At 68.8% G+C, this 21,458-nt stretch carries 20 protein-coding genes; 14 read left to right on the top strand and 6 right to left on the bottom strand.

Going from position 1 to position 21,458, the window contains the following annotated elements:
- The first annotated feature begins 120 nt into the window (after window positions 1–120).
- The gene (yacG, locus tag AUL33_RS16670; RefSeq protein WP_062210735.1) at window positions 121–318 is read left to right on the top strand and encodes a DNA gyrase inhibitor YacG; all 198 of its coding nucleotides are present in this window, start codon (window positions 121–123) and stop codon (window positions 316–318) included.
- Window positions 319–338: 20 nt separating this feature from the next.
- Here yacG and AUL33_RS16665 read toward each other — a convergent pair whose 3' ends face one another.
- Window positions 339–953, bottom strand: a complete 615-nt coding sequence (locus tag AUL33_RS16665) for a transglutaminase-like cysteine peptidase (protein ID WP_062210734.1) — start codon at window positions 951–953, stop codon at window positions 339–341.
- A gap of 273 nt (window positions 954–1,226) precedes the next feature.
- Window positions 1,227–2,015, bottom strand: a complete 789-nt coding sequence (locus AUL33_RS16660) for an alpha/beta fold hydrolase (RefSeq protein WP_062210730.1) — start codon at window positions 2,013–2,015, stop codon at window positions 1,227–1,229.
- Window positions 2,016–2,227: 212 nt separating this feature from the next.
- Between AUL33_RS16660 and infC the strand changes: the two genes are divergently transcribed.
- A complete protein-coding gene (gene infC, locus AUL33_RS16655; RefSeq protein WP_062210751.1) occupies window positions 2,228–2,767 on the top strand; it encodes a translation initiation factor IF-3 in 540 nt (179 codons plus the stop codon).
- Here the strand turns inward: infC and AUL33_RS22270 are convergent.
- Both AUL33_RS22270 and AUL33_RS16650 read right to left on the bottom strand, forming a co-directional pair.
- Window positions 2,734–2,922: a hypothetical protein gene (locus AUL33_RS22270; protein WP_156419454.1), complete on the bottom strand. Its 189-nt coding sequence runs from the start codon at window positions 2,920–2,922 to the stop codon at window positions 2,734–2,736. The genes infC and AUL33_RS22270 overlap by 34 nt on opposite strands.
- A 50-nt stretch (window positions 2,923–2,972) precedes the next feature.
- The gene (locus tag AUL33_RS16650) at window positions 2,973–3,908 is read right to left on the bottom strand and encodes a hypothetical protein (protein ID WP_062210727.1); all 936 of its coding nucleotides are present in this window, start codon (window positions 3,906–3,908) and stop codon (window positions 2,973–2,975) included.
- A 380-nt stretch (window positions 3,909–4,288) separates the two neighbouring features.
- Between AUL33_RS16650 and rpmI the strand changes: the two genes are divergently transcribed.
- The 12 genes from rpmI (at window position 4,289) to AUL33_RS16590 (ending at window position 17,202) form a co-directional block, all read left to right on the top strand.
- Window positions 4,289–4,489, top strand: coding sequence for a 50S ribosomal protein L35 (gene rpmI / locus AUL33_RS16645; protein WP_062210724.1), 201 nt, complete (start codon window positions 4,289–4,291; stop codon window positions 4,487–4,489).
- A 36-nt stretch (window positions 4,490–4,525) separates the two neighbouring features.
- Window positions 4,526–4,942, top strand: a complete 417-nt coding sequence (gene rplT, locus AUL33_RS16640; RefSeq protein WP_062210722.1) for a 50S ribosomal protein L20 — start codon at window positions 4,526–4,528, stop codon at window positions 4,940–4,942.
- Between the two features lie 207 nt (window positions 4,943–5,149).
- Window positions 5,150–6,232 (top strand): phenylalanine--tRNA ligase subunit alpha, encoded by a 1,083-nt coding sequence (pheS, locus tag AUL33_RS16635; RefSeq protein WP_062210720.1) that lies wholly within the window; start codon window positions 5,150–5,152, stop codon window positions 6,230–6,232.
- Window positions 6,233–6,239: 7 nt separating this feature from the next.
- Window positions 6,240–7,292, top strand: a complete 1,053-nt coding sequence (locus tag AUL33_RS16630; RefSeq protein ID WP_082652678.1) for a glycosyltransferase family 2 protein — start codon at window positions 6,240–6,242, stop codon at window positions 7,290–7,292.
- A gap of 60 nt (window positions 7,293–7,352) precedes the next feature.
- Window positions 7,353–7,769, top strand: a complete 417-nt coding sequence (locus AUL33_RS16625) for a hypothetical protein (protein WP_062210717.1) — start codon at window positions 7,353–7,355, stop codon at window positions 7,767–7,769.
- A 59-nt stretch (window positions 7,770–7,828) separates the two neighbouring features.
- Window positions 7,829–10,255, top strand: coding sequence for a phenylalanine--tRNA ligase subunit beta (pheT, locus tag AUL33_RS16620; RefSeq protein ID WP_062210715.1), 2,427 nt, complete (start codon window positions 7,829–7,831; stop codon window positions 10,253–10,255).
- Window positions 10,256–10,295: 40 nt separating this feature from the next.
- Complete coding sequence (locus AUL33_RS16615) at window positions 10,296–11,282, top strand: Gfo/Idh/MocA family protein (RefSeq protein ID WP_062210712.1); 987 nt, start codon at window positions 10,296–10,298, stop codon at window positions 11,280–11,282.
- A gap of 151 nt (window positions 11,283–11,433) precedes the next feature.
- Entirely contained in the window at window positions 11,434–12,504 is a 1,071-nt protein-coding gene (gene mepA, locus AUL33_RS16610; protein WP_156419453.1) for a penicillin-insensitive murein endopeptidase, read from the top strand.
- Window positions 12,505–12,630: 126 nt separating this feature from the next.
- The gene (locus AUL33_RS16605) at window positions 12,631–13,656 is read left to right on the top strand and encodes a glucokinase (RefSeq protein ID WP_062210706.1); all 1,026 of its coding nucleotides are present in this window, start codon (window positions 12,631–12,633) and stop codon (window positions 13,654–13,656) included.
- Between the two features lie 136 nt (window positions 13,657–13,792).
- Window positions 13,793–15,601, top strand: coding sequence for an ABC transporter ATP-binding protein (locus AUL33_RS16600; RefSeq protein WP_156419452.1), 1,809 nt, complete (start codon window positions 13,793–13,795; stop codon window positions 15,599–15,601).
- A 106-nt stretch (window positions 15,602–15,707) separates the two neighbouring features.
- Window positions 15,708–16,526 carry a 4-hydroxy-tetrahydrodipicolinate reductase gene (gene dapB / locus AUL33_RS16595; RefSeq protein ID WP_062210702.1) on the top strand — a complete coding sequence of 273 codons (819 nt, stop codon included), beginning with the start codon at window positions 15,708–15,710 and terminating at the stop codon, window positions 16,524–16,526.
- Window positions 16,527–16,581: 55 nt separating this feature from the next.
- On the top strand, window positions 16,582–17,202 hold the full coding sequence (locus AUL33_RS16590) for a 2,3-bisphosphoglycerate-dependent phosphoglycerate mutase (protein WP_062210699.1): 621 nt from the start codon (window positions 16,582–16,584) through the stop codon (window positions 17,200–17,202).
- Window positions 17,203–17,297: 95 nt separating this feature from the next.
- Here the strand turns inward: AUL33_RS16590 and AUL33_RS16585 are convergent, their stop codons facing one another.
- Together AUL33_RS16585 and AUL33_RS16580 are read right to left on the bottom strand one after the other, a co-directional pair.
- The gene (locus AUL33_RS16585; protein WP_062210696.1) at window positions 17,298–19,682 is read right to left on the bottom strand and encodes an EAL domain-containing protein; all 2,385 of its coding nucleotides are present in this window, start codon (window positions 19,680–19,682) and stop codon (window positions 17,298–17,300) included.
- Between the two features lie 555 nt (window positions 19,683–20,237).
- On the bottom strand, window positions 20,238–21,428 hold the full coding sequence (locus AUL33_RS16580; RefSeq protein WP_062210693.1) for an OpgC family protein: 1,191 nt from the start codon (window positions 21,426–21,428) through the stop codon (window positions 20,238–20,240).
- Between the last annotated feature and the right edge of the window lie 30 nt (window positions 21,429–21,458).

Genomic DNA, 21,458 nt, shown 5'->3' with positions numbered 1-21,458 from the left:
CTCGTCGGATCCTATTCCAACGTCGTCGGGCTGCCGCTCTACGAAACGCTGGCGCTGCTCGCGGGCGAGGGCTTCGTCGCCCCGCCGATCGGCGCCGTCCCGCTCGCCTGAGCCGTTTCGGTGAGCGCCTCCGTCACCCCGCTGCGCCCCAAGCGTCGCTGCCCCGAATGCAGCAAGCCGTCGGATCGCGGAAGCTTTCCCTTCTGCTCGCAGCGTTGCAAGGCGGTGGATCTCAATCGCTGGCTTTCGGGCTCCTACGTCATTGCCGGGTCCGCCGACGACGCGCAGTCTCCGGGCGACGAGGACGACGGACGCTGACCGACAGCCACCTGAGCCCGTCAGCGCGACATGGCACTGACCATCGTGTCGGCACCCTTCTCGATCTCGACCCAGCGCGCCGGATCCTCGTTCGACTGGCGCTTCACGAAGCGATAGGGCACGTCGGCCCAGGGGCGCACCCGTGCGTCGAGATTGTCCAGCACGAAATCGCCGGACCGGGTGCGCAGGGTCAGGATGGCGTGGCCGGTTCCGTCGCGCTTGCGCACCACGGTGAGAAGCAGGTCGGAGAGCGGGATGCCCGCCGCGTGAAGCCGCTCGCGCTTCAGCAGCGCGTAGTCCTCGCAGTCGCCGCGACCGCTCGCCGGGAGGGTCCATCGCTCCTCGACACCGTAGAGTTCCTGATCCGACGCCGGCTGGATCTCGGCGTTGATCTGCTTGTTGACGCGGGAGACGAGTTGCATGAGGGCAATGTCGAGGAGAACCGGCGGCGCGGCCTCCTTCGTGGTTGTCCGGCACTCGGCCGGGCTGCGCCGGCACAGGGCGTAATGTCCGAAGGGCTGCCTTGTGGTGGCCCCGATCGGCATGGTGCCGAGCGGGCTGGCGCGGGCCGCGATCGGCGATCCGGAAAAAAGGCAAAGCAGGAGCGCTGCGCCGAACAAGCGCCGAAAAAACATTGCGATCTCCGTCAGTTGAGTGAACCGTCCTCCACCCAGACCCGCATCGTGGGTGCAGCGCGAAAAGCTGTCAATCGGCGGAAAGGGCGGGGTGTGCGGTGCAGCGTCGACTTCGGGTCAGCCTGACGGCGGATAGCGGCGACGAAATGGGCGCGTTGGCGCTATCGTCCAGAGCGCAAGCGCTGGAATTGCGAGGCGATCGAGGTTTTTTCGGGGGGGTTCGCAAGGTTGTGACGCAAACGTCACAGCGTCGTCACGAATCGGCTGCGCCGGTCAGGGCGTCTCGCGCGCCGATGTCACGAGATCGGCGAGCGCCCGCTCCATGCGCAGGAGATCCTCCTCGCGCGACAAGCGATGATCGCCGCCCTGCACCAGCGTCAGCGTGACGCCGTCGGCCGGCAGGTGGGACAGGAGCTCGAGCGCGTGCGTGTGGGGCACGTCGGGATCGTCCATGCCCTGGATGATGTGGACGCAGCAGCCCGTCTCGATCGGGCGATCCATCACCGCCATCGCCGCTCCATCCTCGATGAGCGCACGCGTATAGAGCGTCGGCTCGGACGAATACTCGGAGGGGCGCGCCACGAAGCCGTCGCGCGCGAGCGCCTCCCGGTCGGCCGCTGTCAGGCCGGGTTCCACCAGCCGGCTGGTGAAGTCGGGTGCGGGAGCCAGCAGCAGCAGGCCGCGCAGGCGCCCCGCCTCGCCGCGCTCGCGCAGGATTCGCGCGGTGAGCAGGGCGATCCAGCCGCCCATCGAGGAGCCGACGAGAACGAGCGGGCCGGGTGCCAGCGCGTCGATCGCGCGCAGCGCATCGGCGGTCCAGCGCGAAAGGGTGCCCTCCTCGAACCGTCCGCCCGATTCTCCGTGGCCGGAATAGTCGAAGCGCAGGAAGGCGTGGCCCTCGCGCCGCGCCGCCGCCTCGAGCCGTTCCGCCTTCGTGCCGCGCATGTCGGAGCGAAAGCCGCCGAGCCAGACCACGGTGGGAGCTTCGCCCGCAACCGCGAGATAGGCGAGGCGTTCGCCTTCGGCGGTGGGCTCGAGAAAGCTGGCGGTCGGCTGTGTCATCGCGGGGAAACCCGTCCCGCGCGTACCGAGACGAACGGGCCTTTCGATTTTTCTGGCGTGAGCGGCGTGAAATCCGGTGGGTGCCATGCTATATACACGTCACGTGTTCGTGCGACAGGGCGGATCACGGCGGATGTCGGCCAACCCCGACACGTCGGGAGCCCCTTTTCCGACGCGGACAGCACGAACGTCAACAGTCGGAGTCAACGACCATTCGCAGACCATTTCGCGCGCCGCCGGCCCAGAAGGAGGGGCCGCGCTCCAACCGGGACATCCGGGTTCCGCAAATTCAGCTCATCGATGCGGAAGGCCAGAACCGGGGTGTGACCAACACCGCCGAGGCTCTCGCGATGGCCGAGGAGGCGGGGCTCGACCTCGTCGAGATCGTGCCGACCGCGAACCCGCCGGTCTGCAAGATCCTTGATCTCGGCAAGCTGAAATACGAAGGCCAGAAGAAAGCCGCGGAAGCGCGTCGTCGCCAGAAGATCATCGAGGTCAAAGAGATCAAGATGCGTCCCAACATCGACGACCACGACTACGAGACCAAGATGAAGGCCGTTCGGCGCTTCTTCGAAGAGGGCGACAAGGTCAAGCTGACGCTGCGCTTCCGGGGACGCGAGATGGCGCACCAGGAACTCGGCATGCGTCTTCTCAACCGCGTCCGCGAGGAAACGGCGGAGATCTCGAAGGTCGAGGCCGAGCCCAAGCTCGAGGGTCGTCAGATGATGATGGTGCTCGCCCCCAAGGGCTGAGCCATCGGGGTCGGCACCTGCCGGCCGAACCATTGCGAGAATAGAAAGAGGGCGGCATCGAGCCGCCCTCTTTCGTTTACGCTTCGTCGATCCCGCTGGACGGCGACCGGCAACGCGTCGCCTTTGAAATGAGATCCGGCGCGGGCGTCGAGCATGCAGGTCTCGGCAGGGCTCGGCCGTCACACAATGCGCGAGCGCCGATCCATCAGCCCTGCGCCGCCAGATCGTCGAGGATCGACGCCGGCAGCGAGACCGGGCGAGCGTCGCGCCGGGTCGTCTCGTCGTTCGGACGGATCGTCATCACCACATGCTCGCAGGCGGTCCCGGCCCGGTTGCGCGTCGGCCAGTCCAGCGCGCCGGCGCCCACGCGCGAAAAGCGCAACTGCATCGGCGGCGTCCGGCCGGGCATCGGCACGTCGAGGCGCGCCCGATCCAGCGTGCCGTCGAGGACGCCACCGGCCAGACGCTCGAGATCGTCCTGCACTGCGTTCGAGGCGGCGCGCAGCGAGCCGCCGCGGCCCATCGGCCGGAACAGCGACCGGAAGGCCAGCGCGTGTTCGCCCGCGACATTGGCGAAATGGGGCCGCAGCGCCGGGGTCAGCAGGAGGACGCCGTAGGGCACGGGATCGAGGACCCGTTCGAGCAGGGCATGGGAGGGAAGCCGGGACGATTCGAGATCGAGACACATCTTGAACGCATCCCGCAGGACCGGGGCCAGCCGGTTGAGAAGGACGCCCATCCCTTCGTCGACCGTCCGCTCGCTCGCCTGCAGCACCATGCGCAGCCGAAGACGCCAATCTCCGATCCCGAGTTCCTTCAGCGTCAGGGTGGCGCCCTGCTCCGGCTGCGGCGCGGTCAGGTCGGGCTGCAGCCACTCGGCTTCGCCGGGCTCCGTCATCAGGGCGAGGCGGTTGGTCAGGCCTGCGCCGGCATCGGCCCTGGCCAGGCGGTCGCCCGTTCCGGCCAGACCAACGGCGACCGTGCGCCCGCCGCGCAGGATGAAGACAATCTCGCATTCCGCGCCGGGGAAGCGGCCCGCCAGGTCGCGTACCACGCCCTGCCACATCCGGGAATCGATCGCGGCTTCGCGGATGCGAAGCCCGAGCGTACTCACCGAGCCGGGGAAATGATGGACAACCATAGATTGGATGATATCGCTTGAAGGATCTGAACGTCCCATGAATGAGACTCCCGCGCAATGCGCCATCGCAGCGTTTGCAGCGGTTGTGAGCCTTCCGGGATACACGTCCGGTCGCGCGACCGGTTGTCGCCGATCCCCTCGCCACTCCCCGTCTCGGCTGTGCCGGGGAGTGGCGAGGGGATCGGCCGATGCGCCGGCACGGAGTTGCATCGTCGGTGATCGTCGGCTATGGAGCCCTCGTTCATGTGAACCGGCCGGCAGGGCATGCCGTGCCGGTTCTAATGCTGTCGCGACCCTCGAGCCGTTCGAGGGGTGCCCGACCCGGTCCCTCGCGGGATCGAACCGTGGCCGCTCGCGATCCTAAATCCTAGGAGAGCAAAATGCCCAAGATGAAGACGAAAGCCAGCGCCAAGAAGCGCTTCCGCATGACCGCCTCCGGCAAGGTCAAGGCGGGAGCGGCAGGCAAGCGCCACGGCATGATCAAGCGCTCCAACGACTTCATCCGGAACGCGCGGGGATCGATGATCCTGTCCGACGCCGATGCGAAGATCGTCAAGGTCTACATGCCCTACAACCGCTGAGCGGTTCGGTCTCGAGATTTTTAAGGAGCGACTACCATGGCACGTGTCAAACGGGGCGTAACGTCCCACGCCAAGCATAAGAAGGTTCTGAAGGCCGCCAAGGGTTTCTACGGCCGCCGCAAGAACACGATCCGCGCCGCCAAGGCCGCCGTCGATCGGTCCAAGCAGTTCGCCACGCGCGATCGCCGCGTCAAGAAGCGGAACTTCCGCGCCCTCTGGATCCAGCGCATCAACGCCGGCGTGCGCCAGCACGGCCTGACCTACGCGCGCTTCATCGACGGCCTGTCCAAGGCCGGGATCGAAGTCGACCGCAAGGTCATGTCGGACATCGCCATCCACGAGCCGGAGGCCTTTGCCGCCCTCGTCGAGCAGGCCAAGTCCGCGCTGGGCTACATCAAGGACCACAGCGAGACCGCGCATGCGCGCGCCGTCGGCGAGAAGATCGCGGCTTAAGTTCGCCAGCGACATTTCGCGGACCTGTCTCGGGTTCGAGAGACCGAAGGCCCGCTCCCTGATCCGGGGAGCGGGCCTTTTCCGTTGGCGGAGCCACCCGTCTTTCCATCGGCGGCGCGCCGCGATAGACAGGCCGCCTGTCCGGCGGACCGGCCCGAAGCCGGGCGCCGCCGCCGTTTTCTGGACTCCAAGCCTGAGGGTGATCCGATGAGCGATCTCGCCGACATCGAGACCCGTTTCCTCCGCGACATCGATGCGGCCGGCGACGAGGCCGCGCTCGAGACCGTGCGTCTGGCCGCGCTCGGCAAGAAGGGCGAGATCTCCGAGCGTCTGAAGGGCCTCGGCAAGATGAGCCCGGAGGAGCGCCGCGACGCTGGCCCCGCCCTCAACGGCCTGCGTGACCGGGTGCAGGGCGCGCTCACCGCCAAGCGCGACGCGTTGACCGAGGCCGCCATCGACGCGCGTCTGGCCGCCGAGCGTCTCGACGTGACGCTGCCGGTGCGCGCCTCGCCGGTGTCGCGCGGGCGCATCCACCCGATCAGCCAGGTCATCGACGAGATCACCGCGATCTTCGCCGACATGGGCTTCCGCATCGCGGAAGGGCCGGACATCGAGACCGACCGCTACAATTTCACGGCGCTGAACTTCCCCGACGGGCATCCGGCGCGCGAGATGCACGACACGTTCTTCCTCAAGCCCGACGCCAACGGCGAGCGCAAGCTGCTGCGCACCCACACCTCGCCGGTGCAGATCCGCACGATGGAGACGCAGAAGCCGCCGATCCGCATCGTCATTCCCGGCAAGACCTACCGGCAGGATTCCGACGCCACCCACACGCCGATGTTCCATCAGGTGGAAGGGCTGGTCATCGACACGTCCGCCAACATCGCCAACATGAAGTGGGTGCTGACCGAGTTCTGCAAGGCGTTCTTCGAGGTGCCCTCGCTGAACATGCGCTTCCGCCCGTCCTTCTTCCCCTTCACCGAGCCCTCGATGGAAGTCGACATCCAGTGCGACCGCTCCGGCTCCGAGGTGCGCTTCGGCGAGGGGACGGACTGGATGGAGATCCTCGGCTGCGGCATGGTGCACCCCAACGTGCTGCGCGGCGTCGGGCTCGATCCCGACGTTTACCAAGGCTTCGCCTGGGGCATGGGCATCGACCGCATTGCCATGCTGAAATACGGCATGCCCGACTTGCGCGCCTTCTTCGACGCCGACATCCGCTGGATCGAGCATTACGGCTTCCGCCCGCTCGACATGCCGACGCTGTTCGGCGGCCTCAGCCAGTAGCGGCGCGATGCCGGGCGCCGCTCCCTATCCCCAGCCCGACCCGTCGGCCTGGGGGCCGATCCTTCGCGCCGGCTGGACGGAGCAGCTGGCGCTGCGTCTTCGCGACGGGCGATACCGCCGGCGCGGACGGCGCATCGCCGAGGCCGTGCTGACGCCGGTGGCCGGGACGCCCGCGCCGGTGGCGCCCGACGCCCTCGTGCTGATCTGCGTCGTTCGCAACGCGCGCGCCTATATCGGCGCCTTTCTCGACCATTATCGCGGGCTCGGCGTCGCCCGCTTCGCGATCGTCGACGACCGCTCCGACGACGGCACGCGCGAGATCCTCGACGCTGCTGATGACGTCGACCGCTTCGCCTCCGACCAGACCTACCGCGAGGCGGCGGGTGGCCTCGCCTGGCGCGACGCGCTGATCGAGCGCTACGGGCGCGGACGCTGGTACGTCTCGGTGGATGCCGACGAGTTCCTCGTCTATCCCGGCTCCGAAACCCGCAAGCTCCCGGCCTTCGTCGCCGATCTCGCGCGCGCCGGGCTGACCCGCGCGCTGGCCCCGATGCTCGACCTCTACCCGCAGGGGCGCCTTGCCGACGCCGCCTTCGACCCGGCGCGCCATCGCCATCCCGCGGAGGTCTCGCCGATGATCGACGGCGACGGCTATCATGTGGCGCGCGAGAAATTCTCGCTGGCGATCCGCGGCGGCCCGCGCACCCGGATCTTCGGCGGCGAGAACCGCCTGTCGAAGTTTCCCCTCATCTTCGCCGACCGCGCCACCGCCTATCGCGGCGGCTCGATCCACGGGCCGCTGCCGGTGACGCGCAACTTCTCCGCCCCCGCCGCCGTGCTGCTGCACTTCAAGTTCTCGGCGGCCTCGCTCACCGAGTTCCGCACCTTCGTGGCGGAGGGCGGCCATTTCGGCGGATCGATGTTCTATCGACGGATCACCGAGCGGGCCGATTTCGGCGAGGACCTCTCGCTCGCCTATCCCGGCTCGATCCGCATCGAGGGATCCGCCGATCTCGTGCGCCGCGGCTTCATGGTGGATCTCTCAGGCCCCGCGGTTTGACGCGCGCGCCCAAGCCGGGCATCACAGCCCCGACATGCCCCTCACGAGGAGACCACGCCCATGGCCGGCGGAACCGCTGACAAGGCCCGCTTCGCGATCGTCGAGATCATCGCCGTCGTCGCCGGCGCGGTGATGGGCACGCTCGTCATGGCGCTGTTCGGCTGGCTCTTCCTGTCGCTGGCCTTCGCCACCGTCGCCGCCGTGCCGGGCACCTACATCCTGTCGCTCGTGACGGTCGCGATCTTCGCCGCGCTCTACGCTTACCTCCCGGGCACCCCGGCGACGCTGGCCTCGCTGGCGGTGGGCATCCTCCTGCCGACGGTCATCGTCAAGTTCGCCTTCGACACGGCGATCGGCCTCGGCAACCTGCTTCTCCTCAGCCTCGTCTTCGCGCTCGCCGCGCTCTCGGTCTATCGCTTCGTCCATGCGAGCGGCCTCGTACGCCGCGCCGCCGCCGACGTCGCGGACCGCACCTGATCACCTGACCTTTCGCCGTTTCGCGGCCCCGGCCGCTCTTAAAAATCCCCAGGCCCGTCATGAAATTCACCCTGTCCTGGCTCAAGGACCATCTCGACACCGACGCCCCGCTCGAGGAGATCGCGGAGCGCCTGACCTCGCTCGGCCTCGAAGTCGAGGCGATCGACGACAAGGCGAGCCTTCGCGCCTTCACGATCGCGCGCGTCCTCACCGCCACGCGCCATCCCGACGCCGACAAGCTGCAGGTGCTGAGCGTCGATGCCGGCCCCGCCGTCAACGGGGGGAAGCCGTTGCAGGTCGTCTGCGGCGCGCCCAACGCGCGCGCCGGGCTCATCGGCGTCCTCGGCCTGCCCGGCACCTACGTGCCCGGCCTCGACACGACGCTCGGCATCGGCAAGATCCGCGGCGTCGAGAGCCACGGCATGATGTGCTCGGAGCGCGAGCTGGAGCTTTCCGAGGAGCATAACGGCATCATCGACCTGCCCGAGGATGCGCCGGTCGGCCAGTCCTTCGCGGATTACGCCGATCTCGCCGATCCCGTGATCGAGATCGGCCTGACGCCGAACCGGCCCGACGCCACCGGCATTGCCGGCATCGCGCGCGATCTCGCAGCCGCCGGCCTCGGCACTTGCAAGACCCCTGACGTCGAGGAGATCGAGGGTGAGGGCGACTGCCCCGTCGCGCTTCGGATCGAGAGCGCGGTCTGCCATGGCTTCGCGCTGCGCCTGATCCGGGGTGTGAAGAACGGCCCGTCGCCGGGCTGGATGCAGAAGCGCCTGACCGCCATCGGCCTTCGCCCGATCAACGCGCTCGTCGACGTCACCAACTACCTCACCTTCGACCGCGGCCGTCCGCTGCACGTCTTCGACGCCGCGAAGGTGGCAGGCGTTCTGGTGGTTCGCGGGGCGCGCGCCGGCGAGGAGATCGTCGCGCTCGACGGCAAGACCTACGCGTTGCCCGAGGGCACCTGCGTCATCGCCGACGACAACGGCGTCGAGTCGATCGCCGGCATCATGGGCGGCGAGGCCTCGGGCTGCGACGAGGGCACCACGGACGTGCTCGTGGAATCGGCGCTATGGGAGCCGATCGCGATCGCCCGCGCCGGCCGCGCGCTCGGCATCATCACCGATGCCCGCTACCGCTTCGAGCGCGGCGTCGATCCCGCCTTCGCCGAGCCCGGCCTCGATCTCGCGACCGCGCTGATCCTGGAACTCTGTGGCGGCGAGCCGACGCGCGCGACCGTCGAGGGCATGACGCCCATCGAGCCCAAGCGTCTGCACCTGCCCTTCACGGAGGTGAAGCGCCTGACGGGCCTCGACGTCGAGCCCGAGCGCCAGGCCCGGATCCTGACGCGCCTCGGCTTCACGGTGGAGAGCGCCGACATGGTCATAGGAGGGGGCGCCGAGGTGACGGTTCCCTCCTGGCGCCCCGACATCGACGGCAAGGCCGATCTCGTCGAGGAGGTCATGCGTCTCGTTGGCGTCGATCGCATCGAGCCCCAGCCGCTGCCGGCGCTGGCCGGCGTCGGCGAGCGCATCCTGACGTCCGCGCAGATCCGCGACCACGCGGCGCGGCGCGCGCTCGCCGCGCGCGGCATGGCCGAGGCCGTGACCTATTCCTTCGTCTCAGCAGAGGCCGCCAGCGCCTTCGGCGGCGGATCCGAGGCGCTGCGCCTCGAAAACCCGATCGCCGCGGATCTCTCGGACATGCGGCCCTCGCTCCTGCCGAACCTTCTGGCCGCCGCGCACCGCAACGCGCAGCGCGGCCAGGGCGACACCGCGCTCTTCGAGGTCGCCGCGCTCTACCGCTCGCCCGAGCCCGAGGGCCAGCGCCGGGCCGCCGCGGGCGTTCGCCGCGCCACCGCCGGTCATGCGGGGGCGGGGCGCGACTGGGCGGGCCATGCCGCGCCGGTCGGCGTCTTCGACGCCAAGGCCGATGCCATCGCCGCGCTGGAAGCGGCGGGCGTGCCGGTGGACCGTCTCCAGTTCGAAGCCCCGGCCAGCGCCTGGTATCATCCGGGCCGCTCGGGCAAGATCAAGCTCGGACCGAAGACGGTGCTGGCCGAATATGGCGAGTTCCATCCGCGCACGCTGAAAAGCCTCGGCATCACCGGCGCCTATGCCGGCTTCGAAGTCTTCCTCGACGAGGCGCCGGAGCCGCGTCGCAAGCCGACGCGCACCAAGCCGGTGCTGACGCTCTCGCCCTTCCAGCCGGTGCGCCGCGACTTCGCCTTCGTGGTTCCCGCCGATGTCGACGCCTTGAAGGTGGTGCGCGCCGCCGAGGGCGCCGATCGCAAGCTCGTCGGCGAGGTCCGCGTCTTCGACGTCTTTACCGGCGCCTCGCTCGGCGAGAACGCCAAGTCGGTGGCGATCGAGGTGACGCTCAATCCGCTCGAGCGCACCCTCACCGACGAGGATCTCGACGCGGCGACGCAGAAGATCGTCGCGGCGGTGGCCAAGGCGACGGGCGGAACGCTGCGCGCCTGACGCGCGGCGACGCCGAGGATCGACGAAGGAGGGACGAGCCATGCTGCGTTGGGGCATCCTGTCGGGCGCGAAGATCGCCCGCGAGCAGATGATACCGGCCATCCTGAAGGCGGAGGGCTGCCGCCTCCAGGCGATCGCCAGCCGCGAGCGCGAGCGGGCCGAGCATCTCGCCTGGCACTTCGGCGCGCCCGACGCCTTCGGCTCCTACGAGGCGCTGCTCGAATCGCGCGAGGTCGACGCCGTCTACGTGCCGCTGCCGACCGCCCAGCACGTCGAATGGGCGATCCGCGCGGTGAAGGCCGGCAAGCACGTGCTGGTGGAGAAGCCGCTGGCGCTGAAGGCCGGTGAGATCCAGCCGCTGATCGAGGCCCGGGATGCCGCCGGCGTCCAGGTCGCTGAAGCCTTCATGGTGCGCTACCACCCGCAATGGGAGACGGTGCGCCAGTGGATCGCTGAGGGGCGCATCGGCCGGCTGCGGCACGTGCAGGGCGCCTTCTCCTACTACAACGTCGATCCCGCCAACATGCGCAACCAGCTCGATCTCGGCGGCGGCGCGCTGCCCGATATCGGCGTCTATCCGGTGGTGACGACACGGCTGGCGACGGGGGCCGAGGCCGTCGCGGCGCGCGCGCGCATCGAGCGCGACGCGAATTTCGGCACCGACATCTTCGCCGACTGCGACGTCGATTTCGGTGACTTCCACCTCTCCTTCTACATCTCGACGCAGATGGCGGCGCGCCAGACCATGGCCTTCCACGGCACCGAAGGCTTCATCGAGGTGGACGGCGCCTTCAATGCCGGGCTCTACCAGCAGGCCGCGGTGCATCTCCACGACCGCGCCCACGGCACGACGCAGACCGTTCGCTTCGGCGCCGCCGACCAGTACCGTCTGCAGATCGAGGCCTTCGCGCGCGCCGTGGCGGGCTCGGGCGAGGCGCTGTTCAGTCTCGAGCAGTCCGTGTTGAACCAGCGGGTGATCGACGCGCTCTACGCCTCGGCGGACGCCGGCGAGGCCCGGCCGGTCTGAGCTTAGATCCTCGGATCGCCGCGTTCAGCTTCGAACCACCTGCCGGCCTTAGTTTCGGCCGATCTGTCCGGCTCTCGTGCCGGACGGGACGACAGGGAACTTGAGCATGCGCGGATCGGCACGAGGAAGCGGACGGAACGTTCGGCGCGTGATGGGCGCGGCGCTGCTGGCTGTCGCGAGCGCCTTGCCCGCCGCGGCGCAGACGCCGGCCAAGGACCTCTTTTCCGCCGAGACCGGCCCCTCGGCGGCCAAGCCCCAGAGCATCGGCTTCTATTCGAAGGGCTGCATCGCCGGCGCCCTCGAAATGCCGAAGGACGGGCCGACCTGGCAGGTGATGAAGCCCTCGCGCCACCGCGCCTTTGCCCATCCCACGATGATCGCCTTCCTCCAGCGCCTGTCGCGCGACGCGGCGGCCGAGGCGAACTGGCGCGGGCTCCTGTTCGGCGACATGGCGCAGCCGCGCGGCGGCCCGATGAAGGACGGCCACGCTTCGCACCAGATTGGTCTCGACGCCGACATCTACCTGACGGAGATGCCGAACCGGCGCCTCTCGCGCGACGAACGCGACACGATGCCGCTGCCCTCGGTGATCGATAAGACGACGCGCCACATCGATCTCAGGCGCTGGCGCCCGGAGATGGGCAAGCTCATCCGCACCGCCGCCGAGGAGCCCGAGGTGCAGCGCATCTTCGTGCATCCCGGCATCAAGGAGCAGCTCTGCAAGACCGCCGGGCGCGACCGGGCGTGGCTCAACAAGGTGCGGCCGATGTACGGCCACGACTATCACTTCCACGTCCGCATCGTCTGCCAGCCGGGCTCGCCCAATTGCGAGCCGCAGGAATCGACGGGCACGGGTGATGGCTGCGACAAGCTCGACTGGTGGTTTGACGTGGCGCTCCAGCCGCCGAAGCCCTCGTCGAAGCCCTACCGCAAGCCGCCGCCGATCTTCATGTCCGGCCTGCCGAAGGCCTGCTCCGCCGTGTTGAAGCAGCCCGATGCCGGGGTGTCCGCCTCGGCTCCGTCGCCCGTCCCGGCCGCCGCGCGCGAGCCCGTGCCGGTCACCGCCTTCGAGGCCGCGCCCGAGCGCGCGCCGACACCGGCCCCCGCCGCCGCGCCCCGGCGCCTTCCGCCGCCGCCGGCAGCGGGCGCGCCCGACGGGTTCGACGCCGATGCGCCCGAAGCCGGCGGCATGCCGATGCCGCGGTTCCGTCCGGGCGGCTGAGGGCCGGCATCGATCCTCCGCGATTGTTTTGCACTGCATCAAGGCGGGACTCGATTCCCGCCTTTTGCCGGTCACGCTCGGGTGCTAATCGTCGCGCGGATTCAAACGATGAGATCCGGTGATCCAATGACTCCGACGCTCGACAGCTCCGAAGCGCTGAAATTTCCGATCCTTATCGGCGATATCGGCGGCACGAACGCCCGGTTCGCGATCCTGCTCGATGCCTTCGCCGAGCCGAAATCCTTCCCGATCGTCCAGACCGCCGACTATCCCAACATCGACGAGGCGATTCAGGCGACGGTGCTGGACAAGACCTCGGTGCAGCCGAAATCGGCGGTGCTCGCGGTCGCCGGGCCGATCGACGGCGACGAGATCGACCTGACGAACTGCCCCTGGGTGGTGCGCCCGCGCGTTCTCATCCGCGATCTCGGCTTCGAAGAGGTGCTCGTCCTCAACGATTTCGAGGCGCAGGCGCTCGCCGTCTCCGCCCTGCCGGAAACCGGCCGCAGCCAGGTCGGCCGGGGCACGGTGAAGGAGGGCGCCAGCCGCGTCGTGGTCGGGCCGGGCACGGGGCTCGGCGTCGCCGGGCTGGTGCGGGCGCGCAAGATGTGGATCCCGGTGGCGGGCGAGGGCGGCCACATCGACCTTGGGCCCCGCACCGAGCGTGATCGCGCGCTCTGGCCGCATCTCGAAGCGATCGAGGGCCGCATTTCGGCCGAGCAGATCCTCTGCGGTCGCGGCCTCGTCAATCTCTACCGCGCCATCTGCGCCGCCGACGGGACGGCTCCCACGCACACGACGCCCGCCGAGGTGACGGAGGCCGCCGTCAACAACAGGGACGCGGCGTCCGGCGAGGCGGTGCAGCTCTTCGCCGTTTATCTGGGGCGCGTCGCGGGCGATCTCGCCCTCGTCTTCATGGCGCGCGGCGGCGTCTACATCGCCGGCGGCATCTTCCAGCGCATCATTCCCATCCTGAAGGCTGCCGAAATGCGCGCCGCCTTCGAGGACAAGGCGCCCCACACCGCGTTGATGCAGGACATTCCGCTCTTCGTCATCACCCAGCCGCTGGCCGCGCTGGCCGGGCTCGCCACCTTCGCCCGCACCCCGCGCTTCTACGGGCTCGAAACCGCCAACCGACGCTGGACCCGCTGAAGCCCGGCGCAGCTCTCGCACGGAACGGCTCCATCGTGCCCGAGAGGCTCGCCGTCCGTGCCGGCGCGAGGGCGGTAGCCGCTCCCGCCGAGAGACGCTATAGAGCGGGCAATCCCGCAACCAGCCGGCCCGTGCGTTGACGAAGAAGAAGAGCCTTTCCCTGTCCGACAAGAGCGAGCGCGGGCAGGCGATCCGGCTGCTGCGTCGCATCATCGCCGAGAACGGGCGAGAGCATGTGCGCGGCTATGTGGTCGCGGGCATCTGCCTCGTGCTCGTGGCGCTGTCGACCGCCTTCCTCGCGTGGATCATGCGCGACGTCATCGACCGTATCTTCGTCGAGGGCGACCGGACGGTGTTGTTCACGCTGCCGTTTGCGGTGTTCCTGTCGTTTCTCGTGCGGGGCCTCGCCACCTACGGGCAGGGCGTGATCCTGGCGCGCATCGGCAACGACGTGGTGGCGCGCTACCAGCGGCGGCTGTTCGCCCATCTCACCGAGCTCTCCGTCGATTTCTTCGGCCAGAACCGTTCGGCCCAGCTCGCCGCGCGCATCAACCAGAACGTCTCGGGCGTGCGCGACACGCTGAACCTGACGATCACCTCGCTGGCGCGCGATCTCCTGACGCTGATCTTCCTGATCATCGCGATGATCTGGCAGGACTGGGTGCTGTCGCTCATCGCGCTGCTCGCCGGCCCGCCGATCGCCATCATGATCTCGGGACTCTCGAAGAAGCTGCGCAAGGCGACGCGCCAGTCGATCGACCTCAATGCCCGCGTGCTCGGCTCCATGCAGGAGACGGCGCAGGGCATCCAGGTGGTCAAGGCCTTCACGATGGAGCGCCTGCTGCGCGATCGCACCGAGGTGCTGATCCAGTCGGCGGAGGAGCGCTCCAACCGCATCGCCGTGATCACCGAGCGCTCCGGCCCGATCACCGAGACGGTGGCGGGCATCGCGGTCGCCGCCGTCATCGCCTGGTCGGGCTACCGCTCGATCGCCTACGGCTATTCGCCGGGCGCGATGTTCGCTTTCATCACGGCGCTACTGCTCGCCTACGACCCGGCGCGGCGCCTCGCCAAGCTGCAGGTGCAGATGGAGCGCGCGCTCGTCAACGCCGCGATGATCTACGAGATCCTCGACGAGGCGCCGCGCCAAGCCGACCGCGCCGGTGCCTCGGCGCTGATCGTCACCGGCGGCGAGGTCGCGTTCGAGGACGTCGTCTTCGGCTATCATCCCGGCGAGCCGGTGCTGCGCGGCATCTCGTTCACGGCGCAGGCCGGGCGCACCACGGCGCTGGTCGGGGCGTCGGGCAGCGGCAAGTCGACGATCGTGGCCCTCATCGAGCGCTTCTACGATGCTTCCGGTGGGCGCATCCTCATCGACGGGCAGGAGATCGGCGGCGTCACCAAGGCCTCGCTGCGCGGCCAGATCGCCTACGTGCCCCAGCACCCCACCCTCTTCGAGGGCTCGATCCGCGACAACATCCGCTTCGGCCGGCCCGAGGCCGACGATGCCGAGGTGGAGGAGGCGGCGCGCCGGGCGCAGGCCGAGGAGTTCATCCTCGCCCAGCCGCTCGGCTACGACACGCCCGTCGGCGAGAACGGCGTCACGCTTTCGGGCGGCCAGCGCCAGCGCCTGTCGATCGCCCGCGCGCTCCTGCGCGATGCGCCGATCCTGCTCCTCGACGAGGCGACCTCGGCGCTCGATACCCGTTCGGAGACGCTGGTGCAGCGCGCGCTCGACGCCGCGATGGCCGACCGCACCGTGATCGTCGTGGCGCATCGCCTCTCGACCATCGTCAAGGCCGACCAGATCCTCGTGGTGGATCGCGGGCGCATCGCCGAGCGCGGCAACCATGCCGAACTGGTGCGCCGCCCGAACGGGCTCTATGCCCGCTTCCACGGGCTTCAGGCGAGCGGCGACGAGGACCGGGTGGACGCGGCGCTCTAGGAGCCGAGACGGCCGAACGGCGGTTCCCGCGACAGGGGGCGGCCGGGCGCGCTAGACTGCGCATCCGCCGGGGAGCGATCCCGAGGCAAGGGTTGAGGAGACGGTGATGGACGCGATGAAGCTGGTGATCGTCGGGGCGGCGGGCCGCATGGGCCGCACCCTCGTTCGCGTCGTCGCCGAGACTCCCGGCGTTCGCGTCTCGGCCGCCGTGGAGCGCACCGGCTCGATCGCGCTCGGCAGCGATTGCGGAGAGCTCGCGGGCGCCGGCCATGCCGGCATCACCATCACCGAGGATCTCGACGCCGCGCTGGCCGGAGCCGACGGGGTCATCGACTTCACCGCGCCGGCCTTCAGCGTCGCCCTCGCCGCGCTCGCCGCACGGCGCGGGCTCGTCCATGTCATCGGCACGACCGGGCTCGGCCCCGCCAACGAGGCGGCGATCGGCGAGGCGGCGCGGGGCGGGGCGCGGGTCGTCAAGTCCGGCAACATGAGTCTCGGCGTCAACCTCCTGGCCGTGCTCGTGGAGCAGGCGGCACGGGCACTCGGCCCCGACCTCTTCGACATCGAGATTCTCGAGATGCATCACCGCCACAAGGTCGACGCGCCTTCCGGCACGGCGCTGCTGCTCGGCGAGGCCGCCGCCACCGGGCGCGGCGTCGATCTGAGCGAGGCTTCGGTGCGGGTGCGCGACGGCCACACCGGCGCGCGGGAGGCCGGCACGATCGGCTTCGCTACCCTTCGCGGCGGCTCGGTGATCGGCGAGCACAGCGTGGTGCTGGCCGGCGAGGGCGAGCGGATCGAACTCGTCCACCGCGCCGAGGACCGCGCGATCTTCGCGCGGGGCGCGGTGCGCGCTGCGCTCTGGGCGAACGCGCAGGCGCCCGGCCTCTATTCCATGCGCGACGTTCTCGGCCTCGCGCGCTGACCCCTCGACGCCCCCTTCTCAACGACCCCTTCCCCGCGCTCAAGGAGCCCCCGCGATGTCCCGAACCCTCGTCCTCGTCCGCCACGGCCAGAGCGAATGGAACCTCAAGAACCTCTTCACCGGCTGGCGCGACCCGGACCTGACCGAGAAGGGCGTGGAAGAGGCCAAGGCCGCCGGCCAGCGCCTGAAGGCCGCGGGCCTGCATTTCGACATCGCCTTCACCAGCGTCCTGTCGCGCGCCCAGCGCACGCTCTCGCTGATCCAGGGCGAACTCGGGCAGGAGGATCTGGAGACGATCCGCGATCAGGCGCTCAACGAGCGCGACTACGGCGATCTGTCCGGTCTCAACAAGGACGACGCGCGCGCCAAGTGGGGCGAGGAGCAGGTCCATATCTGGCGCCGCTCCTACGACGTGCCCCCTCCGGGCGGCGAGTCGCTGAAGGACACGGGCGCCCGCGTCTGGCCCTACTACATCCACCGCATTCAGCCGAAGGTGCTGGCGGGGGGCACGGTGATCGTGGCTGCCCACGGCAACTCGCTGCGCGCCCTCATCATGGCGCTCGACGGCCTCACCGGCGAGGAGATCGTGGCGCAGGAACTCGCCACCGGCGTGCCCGTCGTCTACCGGCTCAACGCCGACTCGACCGTCGCCTCGAAGGATATCCTGACGGCTTGACACCGACCCGCGAGCGGGCGGCCGCATCCCGGCCCTCCGCTCGCCACCGCCGTCACCGCCGTCACCGCGCACTTGTCGTACGGCGGCGAGCGAGATCAGGCCCGCCGGGCCTGCGCCGGTCTGGCGACACGATGCGCCAGCTCACCGGCCGCCTTCGCGTCCATCGGGCGCCCCAGGAAGTAGCCCTGGCCGGTGCCGCAGCCGAGGGCCACGATCCGCTCGAGCTGCGCGGCGGTCTCGATGCCTTCCGCCGTGGTCTCGATCGACAGTTCGCGCGCCATGCCGACCACCGCGCGCACCACCGCCGCGGCGCCGGCATCCTCGTCGGCGTCCAGACCCCCGCCACTGACGAAGCTGCGATCGATCTTGATGCGATCGATCCTGAACTCGCGCAGGTGCGCGAGCGAGGAATAGCCGGTTCCGAAATCGTCCATCGCCAGCCGGATGCCGAGCGCCCGGAACCCCGCCAGGAGGGTCGCGATCTGTCCGCCGTTGTCGACCATGGCCGTCTCGGTGATCTCGATCTCGATCTGCTTCGGCGACAGACCGTAGTCCGTCATCGCCCGGTGGATATGGGCGAGGATGGCGGGCGTGCGCAGCTGGACGGGGGAGACGTTGACGGAGACGTAGAGGCCGCTCGGCCAGGACGCGGCTTCGCGCAGCGCCTCGTCGATCACCCAGGCACCGATCCGGTCGATCGCGCCGCTGGTCTCGGCGATCGGAATGAACTGGGCCGGCGAGATCATCCCGCGCTCGGGATGGCGCCAGCGGATCAGCGCCTCGTAGCCCGCAAGATGGCGATCGGGCAGCGCATACAGGGGCTGATAGTGGAGTTCGAGCTCGCCTCGCTCCACGGCCGTCGCGAGATCGTCGGCGAAGGCCTGACGCTCGGCGGCTTCCTCGAACATGCCGTCCTGATAGACCTCGACCCGGCCACGTCCGCTGGTCTTGGCCTTGTAGAGCGCGAGATCGGCGCGCCGCTGCACCGTCGAGGCATCGTCGGAGGCGAGGATCGAAGCGATGCCGATGCTGCAACCGATCCTGACGACATGGGTTGCGATCGCGAACGGCATCGCCATCGTATCCACGATCCGGTTCGACAGGTCGACCGCCCGGTCTGGATCCATCGGCAGGAGCACGGCGAACTCGTCGCCGCCGAGACGAAAGGCCTGGTCGTCCCCCGACAGGGCCATCCGCAGCCGCACGGCGACCTGAACGAGAAGATCGTCGCCCGCCGCATGCCCGAACTTGTCGTTGACGCCCTTGAAGCCGTCGAGGTCGATCATCAGAAGATTGAAGGCGCCGACGCCCGTCGCATCCTCGATCGTGTCGGTGAAGAGGCGGCGGTTGGCGAGGCCCGTCAGGGCGTCGTGATAAGCCATGTGGGTGATCTTCTTCTGGCCTACGCGCGCTTCCGTGACGTCCTCGTAGGTCAGGATCGCACCTCCCGCGCGCAGCGGTCGGCAGACGATAGCGATGACCCGTCCGTCGTCGAGTTCCTGCTCCAGCCGCGTCGTCTCGGATCCCGCGAACCATGCGGCATGGTTCTTGACGACCCGCTGGATGCGGTCGGCGTCCCACCCGAAGCGCAGGCCGATATGGGCGAGAAACGTGGCAAGCGGCATCTCGAGGCGGATGTCCTGATCGGACAGGCGGAAGATCTCGCCGACGCGGGCATTGAAAAGCGTGATGCGGCCCGTGGACGATACGGCGACGAGACCGTTCGACATGTTGGAGAGCGCCTCGCTCGCATTGGCCCGCGAGCGATCGTCGATCATGCCGCTGGCGAAGCCCGCGCCGATGATGACGAGGGCGACGCCGGCGACGGCGAGCGCCAGCGCGCGAAGGGCGGCGGGATTGGAGAAGGATCCGTCGATCACCATCGGCTCGACGCGGAACGCGGTCATTCCCGTGAAGTGCAGGCCGACGATCGCCAGCACCAGCAGCGCCGTGCCGATGCGCGCGTTGCGCGGGGCGCGCGCGAGGCGGATCACGAAGAGGGCGGCCGCGGACAGGCTGCAGGAGATGACGATGGACGCCACGAGGTAGGGCAGGTTCCAGCTCGCGATTCCCTCGACGCGGTACCCGAGCATGCCCGTATAATGCATCACGACGATCGCCAGCCCCACGATGGCCCCCCCGGCGAGGGACGCGGAGCGACCCGCCGAGGAGGCGATCAGGAAGCCGATGCCTGCGCCGACCATGGCCACGAGCAGGGAGACGATCGTCAGGACGGGGTCGAAGCCGATGGATATGCCGGGATCGTAGCCGAGGATCGCGATGAAGTGGGTGCACCAGATCGATCCGCCGGTGATGAGCGCGGTCAGGACCAGCCAGGCCCCTCGTTCCGGCCACTGCGTGTCCGCCGCCCGATGGAACAACCGCACCGTGACCCATGAGCCGACCACGCAGACGAGGGCCGCAAGCGCGATCAGCCACGGATTGTGGTCGTTCGCGATGCAGGAAAGGACGGTCATCATGGGCAGGCGGTTCCGCGAGTGGTGCGTGCCCACCCTCGCCAAACCGAGTTGACATAAGTTGAAGCGATCATCGGCCGTGCGGACTTGTCTCGGTCGAGCGAGGCGTCTTCGAGATGATCGCGTTCGATCCACTGGGCAGCAACTGGATCAATGAACCCAGCTGCGCTCAGTTACGGCCTGAAATCTGGCGCGTTCACTCAAGAATAAAAAGCCCGTCGATCGAAGATCCGCATCAGATCGGATCGGTCGCGCAAGCGCCTGCTCGGCGAAAATCGAAAATCGACCGTACCCTTCTTGCGCCGCTCTCTCACCGCCTGTCTTGAAGCGTCGACTGGGAGGAACGTTGTTCATCTCCTGACGATCAGCAGGCCTGAAGGTGATGCGGTCCAACACTGGAGAACCATGCGCTGCTAACGGAATTGTGTTGGAAAAGTTCGGTTTCCGATCGCGATCCGGAAGTAATGAGCAACTCCCACGAGAGTATCGCATCTCTGGGTTCTGTTTTTTATCAGCAACGATCGCATGGAAACTCAGCCGACACCGAGCGACTGTCTCTCAAGCCTGGCGCGCTCCGGGGCCGAGGCGACCGAAGAGGCGGGCGCGTTCGCGGTAGAGCGCCGGCAGGGCGAGGAGCGCGATGCATCCGAGGGCGATCGCGGTCTTCAGCGGCTGGCCGAACTTCGGCGTCTCGAAATCCACGAAGCGCACGAGATAGACGATGACGACGTGCCAGACGTAGACCTGCAGCGAATGTCGGCCCAGCAGTCGCAGGAACGGCAGCCGGAAGAGGCGCGAGAGAAGGGCGGCGAAGGCGCGCACCCGCCGCGAGGCGTGGCCCGGTCCCGCAACGAGGAGCCATGCGATCCCGGAGGCAGCGGCGGCGAAGTTCAGGAAGTAGACGAGGCCGAATTCAGAGCGGTTCTCGTAGCTCTGGAAGGGGCCGAGCATGTCGATCGGCATGGAGTCGTGGGCGGTCGCGAAACGGAAGGGCAGGAAGAAGAGGCAGACCGAGAGCGCGGCCAGCGGAACGAGCCTGTCGTCGGACCGAAAGACCCGGGTCCAGTCGATCCGGTTCGTCGCCGTGAGGACGCCGAAGACGAGGCCGAACGTGAACACGACCTGCCAGGCCATGAGGTTGAAGTTGACGCGAAGGCCATGGCCGCTGTCGCCGGCGAGCCATGTGTTCAGCGCCGCCGTGACCGGACGCTGGATCGCGAACTGCGCCGCCAGCCACAGGAGCAGCGAGCCGATGAGAACCTCTGGCCAGCGCTGGGCGAGACAGGCCCGAACGAGGAAGGGCGCCGCCAGCATGTAGACGATGTACTGGGGCAGGATGTCCATGTAGGTCGGCTGAAACAGGAGCAGCGCCGCACTGGCCATGCGGACGGGATTGCGCCAGTCGAGATCGCCGATCCAGTCGACCCAGGCCAGCTGGGCGGCGGGCACCAGCAGGACCATGGTCATGGCGAAGGCCAGAAGCAGCAGGGTCCGGCGGTAGAGGTCGCCCGCGCGCCGCCAGATGGTGCGCGCCGTGGCGGCAAAGCCGAGGCGCTCCATGCGGGCTGCATAGACGAGACCGACGAGCAGGCCGGACAGGAAGACGAACCCCTGCGCATCCTCGACGAAGGCAAGCTGGCGGTGGTTGATCTCCACCAGCCAATAGCCGCCGTCGAATGCGAGGTGGTTGATCAGCATGAAGACGAGGAAATAACCTCGCAGCCCGTCGATCACGTCCAGTCGCTTCATCGTTCTACCGTTCAAGGGGCGGCTCGCGTC

The organism is Aureimonas sp. AU12 (assembly GCF_001463705.1).
Classification (GTDB): Bacteria; Pseudomonadota; Alphaproteobacteria; order Rhizobiales; family Rhizobiaceae; genus Aureimonas.
Note: the sequence above shows the minus strand (reverse complement) of the source record. Positions and strands in the feature narration are given on the sequence as shown.